This is a genomic window from Mycobacterium sp. 852014-52144_SCH5372336, assembly GCF_001665615.1.
Taxonomy (GTDB): Bacteria; Actinomycetota; Actinomycetes; order Mycobacteriales; family Mycobacteriaceae; genus Mycobacterium; species Mycobacterium neumannii_A.
Genome location: NZ_LZSW01000010.1, coordinates 59,229 through 72,288, shown reverse-complemented (window position 1 = coordinate 72,288; position 13,060 = coordinate 59,229). Strand labels below are relative to the sequence as shown.

12 protein-coding genes and 1 pseudogene are annotated in these 13,060 nt (G+C 68.3%); 5 read left to right on the top strand and 8 right to left on the bottom strand.

The window, feature by feature from the left end; translation table 11 throughout:
• Position 1 precedes the first annotated feature (1 nt).
• The 3 genes from A5759_RS01755 to A5759_RS01745 all read right to left on the bottom strand — a co-directional run bounded on the left by A5759_RS01755 (position 2) and on the right by A5759_RS01745 (position 2,303).
• Entirely contained in the window at positions 2–856 is an 855-nt protein-coding gene (locus A5759_RS01755; protein ID WP_064394014.1) for a hypothetical protein, read from the bottom strand.
• Complete coding sequence (ripC, locus tag A5759_RS01750; protein ID WP_082693832.1) at positions 825–1,946, bottom strand: peptidoglycan hydrolase RipC; 1,122 nt, start codon at positions 1,944–1,946, stop codon at positions 825–827. The genes A5759_RS01755 and ripC overlap by 32 nt, the downstream gene beginning before the upstream one ends.
• A 153-nt stretch (positions 1,947–2,099) precedes the next feature.
• Positions 2,100–2,303 (bottom strand): hypothetical protein, encoded by a 204-nt coding sequence (locus A5759_RS01745; RefSeq protein ID WP_064349930.1) that lies wholly within the window; start codon positions 2,301–2,303, stop codon positions 2,100–2,102.
• Positions 2,304–2,414: 111 nt separating this feature from the next.
• Here A5759_RS01745 and A5759_RS01740 point away from each other — a divergent pair.
• Positions 2,415–4,202 (top strand): annotated as a pseudogene (locus tag A5759_RS01740) (DEDD exonuclease domain-containing protein); the annotation flags it as partial.
• Here A5759_RS01740 and trpD read toward each other — a convergent pair.
• Positions 4,140–5,207 (bottom strand): anthranilate phosphoribosyltransferase, encoded by a 1,068-nt coding sequence (gene trpD / locus A5759_RS25450; RefSeq protein WP_231984501.1) that lies wholly within the window; start codon positions 5,205–5,207, stop codon positions 4,140–4,142. The pseudogene A5759_RS01740 and the gene trpD overlap by 63 nt on opposite strands.
• 69 nt (positions 5,208–5,276) lie before the next feature.
• On the opposite strand from trpD, the gene A5759_RS01725 reads away from it, so the two are divergent.
• Genes A5759_RS01725 through A5759_RS01710 form a run of 4 tightly spaced genes read left to right on the top strand, consistent with a single transcriptional unit; the run spans position 5,277 to position 9,650 of the window.
• Complete coding sequence (locus tag A5759_RS01725; protein WP_066808554.1) at positions 5,277–5,888, top strand: heme-copper oxidase subunit III; 612 nt, start codon at positions 5,277–5,279, stop codon at positions 5,886–5,888.
• Positions 5,889–5,899: 11 nt separating this feature from the next.
• Positions 5,900–6,730, top strand: a complete 831-nt coding sequence (locus A5759_RS01720) for a c-type cytochrome (protein ID WP_197505924.1) — start codon at positions 5,900–5,902, stop codon at positions 6,728–6,730.
• On the top strand, positions 6,727–7,941 hold the full coding sequence (locus A5759_RS01715) for a ubiquinol-cytochrome c reductase iron-sulfur subunit (protein WP_064418323.1): 1,215 nt from the start codon (positions 6,727–6,729) through the stop codon (positions 7,939–7,941). The genes A5759_RS01720 and A5759_RS01715 overlap by 4 nt, the downstream gene beginning before the upstream one ends.
• Positions 7,938–9,650, top strand: a complete 1,713-nt coding sequence (locus tag A5759_RS01710; RefSeq protein WP_064425664.1) for a cytochrome bc complex cytochrome b subunit — start codon at positions 7,938–7,940, stop codon at positions 9,648–9,650. The genes A5759_RS01715 and A5759_RS01710 overlap by 4 nt, the downstream gene beginning before the upstream one ends.
• Before the next feature lie 39 nt (positions 9,651–9,689).
• On the opposite strand, the gene A5759_RS01705 is transcribed toward A5759_RS01710, so the two are convergent.
• From A5759_RS01705 to A5759_RS01690, 4 genes are all read right to left on the bottom strand, one after another.
• A complete protein-coding gene (locus A5759_RS01705) occupies positions 9,690–10,373 on the bottom strand; it encodes a DUF2561 family protein (RefSeq protein WP_064394020.1) in 684 nt (227 codons plus the stop codon).
• Entirely contained in the window at positions 10,373–11,239 is an 867-nt protein-coding gene (locus A5759_RS01700; RefSeq protein ID WP_064425666.1) for an MmpS family transport accessory protein, read from the bottom strand. The genes A5759_RS01705 and A5759_RS01700 overlap by 1 nt, the downstream gene beginning before the upstream one ends.
• Positions 11,240–11,451: 212 nt before the next feature.
• Positions 11,452–11,871 carry a cytochrome c oxidase subunit 4 gene (locus tag A5759_RS01695; protein ID WP_064394022.1) on the bottom strand — a complete coding sequence of 140 codons (420 nt, stop codon included), beginning with the start codon at positions 11,869–11,871 and terminating at the stop codon, positions 11,452–11,454.
• A 9-nt stretch (positions 11,872–11,880) separates the two neighbouring features.
• Positions 11,881–12,948, bottom strand: a complete 1,068-nt coding sequence (locus A5759_RS01690; protein ID WP_064394023.1) for a cytochrome c oxidase subunit II — start codon at positions 12,946–12,948, stop codon at positions 11,881–11,883.
• Between the last annotated feature and the right edge of the window lie 112 nt (positions 12,949–13,060).

The following is a 13,060-nucleotide window of genomic DNA, read 5'->3' as shown; positions in this document are numbered from 1 at the left end:
GTCATCGACTCGCCCACTGCCGCCACTCGGCCAGCACCGTATCGAGGTCCGTTCCGAGGATGTCGCGCACCGCCGTCGCGACGTCGGGGTGGCCGGCTCCGCAGGCCCGCTGGTACAGCGCGAGCAGCGTGGCTTCGCCGAACCGGTCGGCGACGAACCTGCTGAACCACCACGCCCGGTCGTAGGCCAGCGAACGCTCTGGCCCCGACAGTTCGGCGTCACCGGGCAGCGTGAGAAGCGAAGCGTCCGGCACCGGTGTGGCGGGCCGGGCCACGAAGTCGGCCACCCCCTCGGTGAGCCAGCGCGGAGCGTCCGACGCGGTTCGAGTGCGGGCAGCGTAATGAAACAGCTCGTGGCGCAACACGATTCGCAACGCGGCGTCGCTCAGATCGGCAGCGCCGGGGGCGAACATGATCCGCTCGGGCGTAGTGGTGGCCGCGGTGTGGGAGTCACCGCCGCCGATCGCCGCGAACTGCGCGCCGGTGCCTGCGACGGCGATGACGATCTCGCGCGGCCACTCCGGTCCCCAGAACGCGGTGACCGCCGCCGCGGCCCCGTCCGACTCAGCCGCGATCCGGGACAGCAACCGCTCGGTCCGCGGCCCGCCGAGATTCATCAACCGGACCGCACGGCCGTCGGCGAGCGTGTGGACGCGCGATGCCGCGGTCGGCGTGGTCAGCGACACCGGAGCAGCGGGCGGCGTGGCCACCACCGGACCGGACGGGACCTCGGAGCGGCCGACGATCAGCAGCGCGAAGATCAGTTCGGCGATGAGCAGCGCCGCGAGCCGAGACCTACTCCTCGCGTGCGCGACACCCCGGCGGTCAGTAACGGCGGACGTTGTAGATCGGCGCATTGTCCACCGGGGCGACCCGCACCGGCGTGCCGTAGGTCGAGGCGTGCACCATCATTCCGTCACCGATGTAGATCGCCGAGTGCGACGCGTCGGAGTAGTAGTTGACGACGTCCCCCGGCTGCATCTGGTCCTGCGACACCGGCTGACCGCCGCGGGCCAGCGCCTGGCTGGAGTGGGGCAGCGAGATGCCGGCCTGTTGGAACGCCCACATCACCAGCCCCGAGCAGTCGAACGCGTTCGGTCCGGATCCGCCCCAGGAGTACGGCGAGCCGATACGGCTCAGCGCGGCCTGGATCACGGTCGCGGAGTGTCCGGCCCCCGGGGCCGCGACGTCTCCGGGCGGAATGGCCCCGGGCGCGGGCGGTGCGGCCAGGACCGCGGGATCATCGCCGGGTGGCACCGGCGCCGGCGCAGGCACCGGAGGCATGGGCGGGAGGGCGGCGAGCGCCTCACGCTGGTTCGGGGTCAGCGCCTCGTACTGCGACTTCACGACCGCGATCTGCACCTGCAGCGTGCTCTGCTTGGACTGCAGATCGGCCCGGACGGCGGCGGCCTGTTCGGCCGCGGTCTTCGCCTCGGCGGCCGACTTCGCGGAGGCTTCTTCGGCCAGGGCCGCCTGCCTGCCCATTTCGCGGTAGCTCTTCATCTGCGCCGACATCTGGGCGGCCATCACGCGTTGTACGGACAGCTGATCGATGAGGCCCTGCGGCGAACCGGCGGTCAGGATCGCGTCCAATCCATCGGTTCTACCGCCCATATATTGGGCTGCGGCAACCTTGTCGACGGCGACCTGAAACTTTGCCAGCTGTTCGCGGGCCGCGTTCGCCGCTGCCGCATCGGCGGCGTGCTTGGCCTCCGCATCCCGCTGGATGGCCAGCTTGTTGTCGAGATCGAGCTGCGCCGAGTGCATCGCCTCGGTGGTCTGCTCGGCCTGACGCGACAGTTCGTTGAGCTTCGCCAGCGCGTCGTCGGCCGGATCGGCCTGCACACTGACCGCGAAGAGACTTGCGAAAAAAGTGATACCGACTATCGCGCTGACGAAGGGGCGAAGGAACCCACGAATGGTCAAACGCGTGCGGTCGAGCCTCAAGATTTTGCGTCCTTCAACTTCCGGAACGAAGCCGTGTCGAATAGCCCTTAGGTCTCAGACAGGTTACGAAACGGCATCGGCGTTGTCCAACAGAAGACGCAAATTTAACAGGCAGCTCATATTTCGTTCCGTCGCCCGTCGCGCCGCGTGTCATCAGGCGACACCTGAACTGCCCTCCCGCCGGATGGGTACCAGTCGCAGCCGCGGTGCCAGACCCACGTCGGCGAGCACCTCCAAAGCTCGACGCTCGTCGTCCAGCAAGGTGTCGGGTACGCCCAGCAGAACACTCACGACGCAGTCCTGACAGCCCGGTCCGCGGACCGCGCAGTCGTCGCAGTCGATCTTCACCGTGCCCACGAATGGCTCCTCTCGGTCGGTGCGGTCCGCACGCTATCGGGAGGTACCGACAAATTCTGCGGGTCCGCGTGGCAACCCGAAGCTGTCGGTGGGGTTTTCTACGGTCGATCCGTGAGCCAGCTCAGCTTCGCCGATGTCGATCGGCAGGCTGACGTCTCACTGCGCGACACCACGTTCGTCGTCGTCGACCTCGAGACCACCGGAGGCCGCGCCAGCGGCGACAACCACGACCAGATCACCGAGATCGGGGCGGTCAAGGTGCGCGGCGGCGTCGTGCTCGGCGAACTGGCGACGCTGGTGGACCCGGGCCGCAGCATCCCGCCGCAGATCGTTGCGCTGACCGGGATCACCACCGCGATGGTGTGCAACGCGCCGCGGATCGAGTCGGTGCTGCCGGCATTCCTGGAGTTCTCGCGCGGGGCCGTGCTGGTCGCCCACAACGCCGGATTCGACATCGGGTTCCTGCGGGCCGCCGCCGAACGCGCTCAGATCGCCTGGCCGCGGCCGCCGGTGCTGTGCACGGTCAAACTGGCCCGTCGGGTCCTCACCCGCGACGAGGCGCCCAGCGTCCGCCTCTCCGCGCTGGCCCGCTTGTTCGGCGCGAGCACCACCCCGACGCACCGAGCACTCGACGACGCGCGCGCCACGGTCGACGTGCTGCACGGGCTGATCGAGCGCGTGGGCAACCAGGGCGTGCACACGTACACGGAGTTGCGTTCGTACCTGCCCGACGTCACCCCGGCGCAGCGGCGCAACCGCCACCTCGCCGCCGCGCTGCCCCACCGGCCCGGCGTCTACCTGTTCCGCGGCCCCGGCGCCCAGGTGCTCTACGTCGGCACGGCCGTCAACCTGCGGCGACGCGTCGGGCAGTACTTCAACGGCTCCGACTCACGCACCCGCATCAAGGAGATGGCGTCGCTGGCCACCGCGGTCGACCACGTCGAATGCGCGCACGATCTCGAGGCAGGCGTGCGCGAGCTGCGCCTGCTGGCCGCGCACGCCCCGCCCTACAACCGCCGGTCGAAGTTCCCGCACCGATGGTGGTGGATCACGTTGACCGACGAGGCCTTTCCCCGCTTCTCGATCGTGCGCACCCCCAAGCACGACGCGGTGATCGGCCCGTTCCGCGCGCGTGCGGACGCCGTCGACACCGCCGCCCTGCTGGCTCGGTTCACCGGGGTGCGGACGTGCACCAAGAAGCTGGGGCGCGCCGCGGTGCACGGCCCGGCCTGCCCCGACCGGGAGTTGTCGCCGTGCCCGGCGCCCCGCGACGTGGGCGCCGACGAGTACGCGGAGACGGTCGCGCAGGCGGCCGACCTGATGGCCGGCCGCGACGGCCGGGCGCTGGCCGCGGTGCTGGCCCACGTCGCCGACCTCGCCGACCGCGGCCGCTACGAGACCGCGGCGCGACTACGCGATCACGCCGCCGCCGCGATCGATGGACTGTGGCGAGGCCAGCGACTGCGGGCGCTGGTCGCCGTCACCGAGTTGGTGGCGGCACGCCCGGACGGCAGCGGTGGATGGCACCTCGCGGTGATCCGCAACGGCCAACTGGCCGCGGCGGGAAACGCGCCGCGCGGGGTTCCCCCGATGCCCGTTGTCGACGCGATTTGCGCTGGCGCACAAGCCATTCTGCCGTCGACGGCACCGTTGGGCGGCGCGCTGGTCGAGGAGACGGCACTGATCGCGCGGTGGCTACACCAGCCCGGCGTGCGCATCGTGCGCGCCGACGAGGGCTACTGCTCGCCGACGCATGCAGCGGGCCGGTGGGCGGCGTGGGCCGCGTCGGCGCGCTCGGCGCGGCTCGCCGCCGAACAGGTCGAAAGGACAACCCGCTCAGGCTTTTTGAGTGAACCGCACCCAACGCGCGAGGAGCTGTTCGGCCGCCCCGGAGTCGATGGCCTCGGCCGCCTTGGCCAGCCCGCTCTCCCAGGCCGGCAACCATTTGGCGTCGCTGGCTAGGCCCGCGTGCGCCACCAGCGCGCCCGCGGCGTTGAGGATCACGGCGTCGCGCACCGCCCCCGGCGCACCGCCGAGCACCGCGCGCACCGAGGCCGCGTTGGCCTCGGCGTCGCCACCGACCAGTTCGGAGATCTCGGCGCGCTTGAAGCCGAACGCGGCGGGGTCGAACTTCAGTTGTTCGACCGTGCCCGCCTGTACGCGCCAGATCGTGCTGGTCGTGGTGGTGGTGAGCTCGTCGAGACCGTCGTCGCCGTGGACCACCAGCACGCTGGACCCGCGGGCCGCGAACACGCCGGCCATCACCTCGGCCAGGTCGCCCCAAGCGCAACCGACCAGCCCGGCCCGCGGCGCTGCCGGGTTGGTCAGCGGGCCGAGCAGGTTGAACACCGTGGGCACCCCGAGCTCGCGGCGCACCACGCCTGCGTGCCGGTACGACGGGTGGAAGTGGGGCGCGAACGCGAACCCGATACCGATCTCGGCGACGCTGCGCGCGACTTCGTCGGGACCCAGATCGATACGCACCCCGAGCGCCTCGAGCGTGTCGGCACCGCCGGACAGCGACGACGCGGCACGGTTCCCGTGCTTGATCACCGGCACGCCCGCGGCCGCGACGATGATGGCCGCCATCGTGGACAGGTTCTGGGTGTTGGCGCCGTCCCCGCCGGTCCCCACGACGTCGACGGTCGCGGTGCCGATCACGTCGGTCGGGACACGGCGCGCGTGTTTGAGCATGATGTCGGCCAGCTCCGTCACCTCGGCCGACGTCGGGCGTTTCATCCGCATGGACACCCCGAAACCGGCGATCTGAGCAGGGGTGGCCGCGCCGGTCATGATCTGGTCCATCGCCCACGCCGCCTGGCCGTTCTCCAGCGACTGACCGGTGGTGAGGCGGCCAAGGATCCGGGGCCAGGTGAAGGAATCGGGGTTTTTGGGAGAAGCCACCACGCGATTATTGACGAAACTGCGGACCCGGGTGGTGATCGACAACTACAAAGCGTCATACTTGCTCCTGTGACGAGCGCTGTAGGTACCTCCGGAACCGCAATCACGTCGCGAGTACATTCGCTGAACCGGCCGAACATGGTCAGTGTCGGCACCATCGTCTGGCTGTCCAGCGAGCTGATGTTCTTTGCTGGCCTGTTCGCGATGTACTTCACCGCGCGTTCGCAAGCAGCGGGCGAATGGCCGCCGCCGCCGACCGAGTTGAACCTCATGCAGGCCGTCCCGGTCACGCTGGTTCTGATCGCCTCGTCGTTCACCTGCCAGATGGGCGTATTCGCCGCCGAACGCGGCGACGTGTTCGGGTTGCGCCGCTGGTACACCCTCACCTTCGCGATGGGGTTGTTCTTCGTCCTCGGCCAGGGCTACGAGTACATGGAACTGGTCAAGCACGGCACCACCATCTCCAGCAGCGCCTACGGCTCAGTGTTCTACCTGGCCACGGGATTCCACGGATTGCACGTGATCGGCGGCCTTGTCGCCTTCCTCATCCTGCTGGCCCGAACCCGGATGAGTAAGTTCACTCCGGCTCAGGCCACCGCGGCGATCGTGGTGTCGTACTACTGGCACTTCGTCGACATCGTCTGGATCGCATTGTTCGCCGTCATTTACTTCGTCCGTTGATCGGCTCGCCGATGAATCCGATGAGAAGGAGTTCGATGACCGACAAGTCGCGCCGTCGGCTACGCCGGCGCCTGTCAGGTGCTGTGCTGCTGCTGCTCGGACTGGGCGTCGCCGGCGGTCTCGCCGCGACCCTGACGCCCGCGCCGCAAGTCGCGGTCGCCGACGAATCGCAGTCGGCGCTGTTGCGCACGGGTAAGCAGCTGTTCGACACCTCGTGCGTGACCTGCCACGGCGTCAACCTCCAGGGTGTGCCCGACCGCGGGCCCAGCCTCATCGGCGTAGGCGAGGCGGCGGTCTACTTCCAGGTCTCGACCGGCCGCATGCCCGCGATGCGCGGCGAGGCCCAGGCCCCGAAGAAGGACCCGGTATTCGACGAGGCGCAGACCGACGCGCTCGGCGCCTACGTGCAGGCCAACGGCGGCGGCCCGGTCGTCCCGCGCGACGACAACGGACGCGTCGCACAGGAGTCGCTGCTGGGCGACAACGTCGCCCGCGGCGGCGACCTGTTCCGGCTGAACTGCGCCTCGTGTCACAACTTCACCGGCAAGGGCGGCGCCCTGTCGTCGGGCAAGTACGCGCCCGACCTCGGTGACGCCACGCCCGCGCAGATCTACACCGCGATGCTCACCGGCCCGCAGAACATGCCGAAGTTCTCGGACCGGCAGCTGTCGCCGGATGAGAAGCGCGACATCGTCGCCTACGTCCGCGAGTCGGCGGAGGCACCGAGCTACGGCGGCTACGGCCTGGGCGGGTTCGGCCCCGCGCCCGAGGGCATGGCGGCCTGGATCATCGGCATGGTGGCCGTCATCGCCGCGGCCCTGTGGATCGGAGCGCGAGCATGAGCGAACCGGGCAACGGCACAGAGAACACCCCGAAGGGCACCGACGCGCCCGGCCAGGCCGGTGTACCGGGGCAGCCCACCGACGCCGAACTGGCCGCGATGTCCCGCGAGGAACTGGTCGAACTCGGCGGCAAACTCGACGGCGTCGAAATCGTCTACAAGGAAAGCCGCTGGCCGGTCCCCGACACCAAGGCCGAGAAGCGCGCCAGCCGCGTCGTCTCGTACTGGCTTCTGCTGGGCGGATTTTCGGGCCTGGCCCTGCTGTTGGTGTTCCTGTTCTGGCCGTGGGAGTACGTGCCCTACGGCTCCGAGGGCGAGTTCCTGTTCAGCCTGACCACGCCGCTGTACGGGTTGACCTTCGGGCTGTCGATCCTGGCGATCGGCATCGGTGCGGTGCTGTACCAGAAGAAGTTCATCCCCGAGGAGATCTCGATCCAGGAACGCCATGACGGCGCCTCCCCCGAGATCCACCGCAAGACGGTCGTGGCGAACCTGACCGACGCGCTGGAAGGCTCGACGATCAAGCGGCGCAAGCTGGTCGGCCTCTCGCTGGGCATCGGCCTCGGCGCGTTCGGCCTCGGCACGCTGGTGGCGTTCGCGGGCGGTTTGATCAAGAACCCGTGGAAACCCGTCGTCCAGACCGCCGAAGGCAAGAAGGCGGTGCTGTGGACGTCCGGGTGGACACCGCGGTACGAGGGCGAGACCATCTTTTTGGCCCGCTCCACCGGCAGCGGCACCTTCGTCAAGATGCGCCCCGAGGACATCGACGCCGGCGGTATGGAGACGGTGTTCCCGTGGCGCGAATCCGACGGCGACGGAACCACTGTCGAGTCGCACCACCATCTCGCCGAGATCGCGATGGGTGTGCGCAATCCCGTCATGTTGATCAGAATCAAGGCGCAAGACCTGCCCCGGGTGGTCAAGCGCAAGGGGCAGGAGAGCTTCAACTTTGGCGACCTGTTCGCCTATACGAAGGTCTGCTCTCACCTGGGCTGCCCCTCGTCGCTGTACGAGCAGCAGTCGTATCGCATCCTCTGCCCATGCCACCAGTCGCAGTTCGACGCGCTGCACTTCGCTAAACCCATATTCGGCCCGGCTGCGCGCGCGCTGGCGCAGCTGCCCATCACCATCGACCAGGACGGGTACCTCGTCGCCAACGGCGACTTCATCGAACCCGTCGGGCCGGCCTTCTGGGAACGGAAAACAGCATGAGTCCATCACTGCCGAAGCCGCCGAACCTCGCCGAAGTCGCGGCGGGCCAAGGGAATGCCATCGATTCCCGCTATCACCCCTCCGCGGCGGTGCGACGCCAGCTGAACAAGGTGTTCCCGACCCACTGGTCCTTCCTGCTGGGCGAGATCGCGCTGTACAGCTTCATCGTGCTGCTGATCACCGGCGTGTACCTGACGCTGTTCTTCGACCCGTCGATGGCCGAGGTCACCTACGACGGCGTGTACCAGCCGCTGCGCGGTGTGCAGATGTCGAAGGCCTACGAGTCGACGCTCGACATCAGCTTCGAGGTCCGCGGCGGACTGTTCGTCCGCCAGATCCACCACTGGGCCGCACTGCTGTTCGCCGCGGCGATCATGGTGCACCTGGCTCGCATCTTCTTCACCGGCGCCTTCCGGCGGCCGCGTGAGGCGAACTGGGTGATCGGCGCGCTGCTGCTGATCCTGGCGATGTTCGAGGGCTACTTCGGTTACTCGCTGCCCGATGACCTGCTGTCCGGCATCGGGCTGCGAGCCGCGCTCTCGTCGATCTCGCTTGGCATGCCGGTGATCGGCACCTGGTTGCATTGGGCGCTGTTCGGCGGCGACTTCCCCTGCGGCGGCGTCGGTTACGAGTGTGCGACCGACGGATTCTGGATTCCCAGGATGTACGCACTGCACATCCTGCTGATCCCCGGAATCATGTTGGCGCTCATCGGGCTTCACCTCGCCCTGGTGTGGTTCCAGAAGCACACCCAGTTCCCCGGCCCGGGCCGCACCGAGACCAACGTCGTCGGCGTGCGCGTCATGCCGGTGTTCGCGGTGAAGTCGGGTGCCTTCTTCGCGATGACCGTCGGCATCCTCGGCCTGATGGGTGGGCTATTGACGATCAACCCCGTCTGGAATCTCGGGCCGTACAAGCCATCTCAAGTGTCGGCGGGTAGCCAGCCGGACTTCTACATGATGTGGACCGAGGGCGTGGCGCGTATCTTCCCGCCGTGGGAGCTCTACTTCGGCAACTACACCGTCCCGGCGTCCACCTGGGTGGCGCTGTTCATGGGCCTGGTGTTCACGCTGCTGATCGCCTACCCGTACATCGAGAAGAAGCTGACCGGCGACACTGCACACCACAACCTGCTGCAGCGTCCGCGTGACGCCCCGGTGCGGACCGCGTTGGGGTCGGCGGCGATCGCGCTGTACATGCTGTTCACGCTGTGCGCGATGAACGACATCATCGCGTTCAAGTTCCACATCTCGCTGAACGCGACGACGTGGATCGGACGCATCGGCATGGTGGTGCTGCCCGCGATCGTCTACTACATCGCCTACCGGTGGGCCGTCGGCCTCCAGCGCAGTGACCGCGAGGTACTCGAACACGGCATCGAGACCGGCATCATCAAGCGGTTGCCGCACGGTGCCTACATCGAGCTGCACCAGCCGCTGGGCCCGGTGGACGAGCACGGTCATCCGATTCCGTTGGAATACCAGGGCGCTGCCATCCCGAAGCGGATGAACAAGCTGGGCTCCGCGGGCGCGCCGGGTACCGGCAGCTTCCTCACGGCCGACCCGATCGAAGAGCACGAGGCGCTGACCGCGGCTCTGCACGCCGGCGAGCGCAAGGCGCTCACCGCGCTGGCCGAGCACCAGGAGCGCAACGGCTCGTCGAACGGGCATGGCTCTCGCGACGGAGACTCGTCCAACGGCCACCACTGAGGCAGCCGGCACGCTCGAAAAGCGCCCGCTGTGAAGGACTTACGCGCCCTGCTGATCGAGCAGGGCGCGTAGTTCTTTGAGGTAGAACCACGGCACGACGGGCATGGCGAGCGTGACCAGAGCGGTCAACCCATAAAAAACCCAGGCCGCGACATTGCTGTCGACCGCCATCAGATAGGTGGCCACACCGATGGCCACCATGGCGACTCCGATCGCGCAGGCGATCGCCACGGCGCAGCGCAGCCCCAGCAGGTCAACGGCCGCGGATGCGGGCGTCGACGCCGGCGCAGGCGCCTCGAGGATGCGCTCCTGGCGCGGCGCCGCGTACGGCAACTTCTCAGTGGGCGGTGTCGGGTCCATCGGCCGCCCCCGGCCGGGAGCCGCCGAGGCGGCCGGCGCGGGTCCGGCGGCTTGGGGCTGCGGCGATTCGGCCAGCGCGTCCCGGCGGGCGCGCAACAGCAGCGGAACCGCGCCGATGATCACCACCGCGGAGATCCCGATGACGGTGTAGAGCAGCCACGGCGTGCCGGCATCCCCGGACGACTCGGCCGGCCCTCGCCCGAGGTCGACCAGCGCGACCGTCGCGGCGACCCCGGTGCCGAGCGCCACCAGCCAGATCGCCGCGCACGAGCCGAGCAGGATGCGATCGGTGCGGTCGAGTTCGCGGAGATCCAGTGCCGGGGTCAACCGCGAGCGCCCCGACGCGTCCGTTTCGTACGTCATCAGCAGCTGGTCTGTGCGGCGTTGTTGGTGTTCGACGACAGCACGGTGCCGTCGCTCGTGGTTATCGAGCAGTTCAACCGGCTGACCAGGAACAGGCTCGACGCCTGCACCGAACCGACCTCGGACTGCGAGATCGGCGTCACGGTCAACGACCACGGGATGTAGACGTTGCGCTGGGTCCGGCTTCGGCCCGACGCGTCGATGTAGGTCACGGTGATGATGTCTCCCGGTGCTTTGGTTCCCGTCACCGAATAGGTGACCTGTCGCGGGCCCGAACGGGTTGTCGTGGGCGGTGGTGGCGCCGGCGGCGACGTGGTCTCCGGAGGCGGGGGTGGCGGAGGCGGTTCGGCCGGTGCGGGCGGCGGAGGCGGCTCCTGGGTCACCGTCACCGTTTCGGGCGGTGGCGGTGGTGGCTCTTCGCTCGGTGGAGGCGGCGGAGGTGGTGGCGGCGGCGTGGTGGTCGTGATCTCGTCCTGCACCGGGGGCGCCACGGTCGTCGTCGAGGTCTCGGGCGTCGCGAGGTTGTCGGTGTCGGTGCGGGTCACCAACACCGAAACGGAGACCACCAGCGCGATGGCCGCGATGATGGCCGCCACGCCGACGACCCACGGCCACCGTGGCGGTGCGGGTTGGTCGACCGGTTCGGGCGGCTCGTAGTTGTCGTAGTCGTACAGCGACGAGTCGGCCGGTACATACGGGCCCGCCGTGAACTGCTCGGACTCCGGCGCCGAATAGGCCCGCGAGTAGAAGTCGGTGTCGCTGCTGTCGGGCGGAGGCTGGTCACCGCCGGTCTGGTTCGGATCCTGACTCGGCTCCCGACTCTGAAAATCCGACCCTTCGTCATCCGGGGGATTCGGCCCGCTCATTTACGCCTATCCTTCTCGACTACTCAACCGGCGCGGCACGCCACAGACTCCCGGCTCAGCGGCGGCGACTGACCGTGCCTCGGCAACATTACCCAACGCCGTAACCGGGCGTGATCACCCGCCACGGTTCCCGCCGCAAGTGGTGGCCCGATTGTGACCTTGGCTGTGACCCTGGCCGCCCGCACCGAACGGCAGGGCAGCCGATTCGACGGTCAGTGCTTCTCGGGGCCGGTGTAGTACTCGAAGGTCAGGCCCGCGACCGTCGTGATCACGAAGCACGCACCGGCCACGATGAGCCACGGCAGCCAGAGCGCCACACCGACCGCAGCGATCGAGGCCGATAGCGCGATCATCACCGGCCACCAGCTGTGCGGGCTGAAGAAGCCGAGCTCACCGGCACCGTCGCTGATCTCGGCGTCCTCGTAGTCCTCGGGCCGGGTGTCCAGGCGCCGGGCCACGAACCGGAAGAACGTGCCGGTGATCAGGGTCAGTCCGGCGGTCAACACCAGCGCGGTGGTACCGGCCCATTCGATGCCGCCGTACTGGAACATCGCCGTCAGCACCGCGTAGACGACGGCGGCGAGAACGAAGAACGCGGTCAAGAACTCGAACAGCCGGGCTTCGATATGCATGTGGTGTCCCTACTTGCTGGCCTGCGTTAGCTGGGGCGCCAGTTCACCGCGACGGGTGTCGAACGGCTTCGTGGTGACGGCGGTCGGCGGCTGGTTGATCGCCTGCAGCGCCTGGGCGTTGGTCCTGCCGTCGATGCGCTGCTGCAGATAGGCCTTGAAGTCGTTCGGCTCCACCACGCGCAGTTCGAAGTTCATCATCGCGTGGTAGGTGCCGCACATCTCGGTGCACCGCCCGACGAACGCCCCGGTCTGGGTGATCTCGCTGATCTGGAAGGTGTTGTCGGAGTTGTTGGCCCGCGGGTTAGGCATCACGTCGCGCTTGAACAGGAACTCCGGCACCCAGAATCCGTGGATGACGTCGGCGGAGGCGATCTGGAACTCGATGCGCTTGCCGGACGGCACCACCAGCACCGGGATCTCCGAGGACGTGCCGAGCGTCTCGACCTTGTCGAACGCCAGATACGAGCGGTCCTGCGGGTGCTTGCCGGCGATCACGCCGAATGCGGGGTCGTGTGAACCGAATTCGCCGCCGTGCTCACCCTCCAGGCCCTCGGGGCCGGAGGCCACGGCGGCCGCGCGCTCGGGGTCGGCGCCGTCGTAGGTGAAGGTGCCGTCGGAGAAGTTCACCGACTTGTAACCGAACTTCCAGTTCCACTGGAAGGCGGTGACATCGACGACGACTTCGGGGTTCGACTCCTCGTGCAGCATCCTCTCCTGCACCACCACGGTGAAGTAGAACAGCACCGAGATGATCAGGAACGGTATGACGGTCAGCACCAGTTCCAGCGGCATGTTGTAGCCGAACTGGCGGGGCAGCTCGGTGTCGGTCTTCTTGGCCCGGTGGAACGCCGAGGACCAGAAGATGAGGCCCCACACGATCGCGCCGACGACCAGCGAGGCGATCACCGAGCCGATCCACAGTTCGCGGTTGACGTGCGCTTCGGGCGTGATGCCCTTCGGCCATCCCAGGCCCAGCACCTCCGACCAGCTGCAACCGCTGAGCAGCAACGCCGTAGCACCCAGGACGATTGACAGCGACGCGGTTCGCGCCACCGCCTTCAGCCCGCGAGGTGTCACGTTGGAGCCTCCTAGAAGTCAGTGACGCGCGACCGCGGTGCGGTCAATTTCTGGAGCGAATACTACGCAGCGTAGACCACGCCCGGGTGCAGGTCTCAACACACCTCACGAT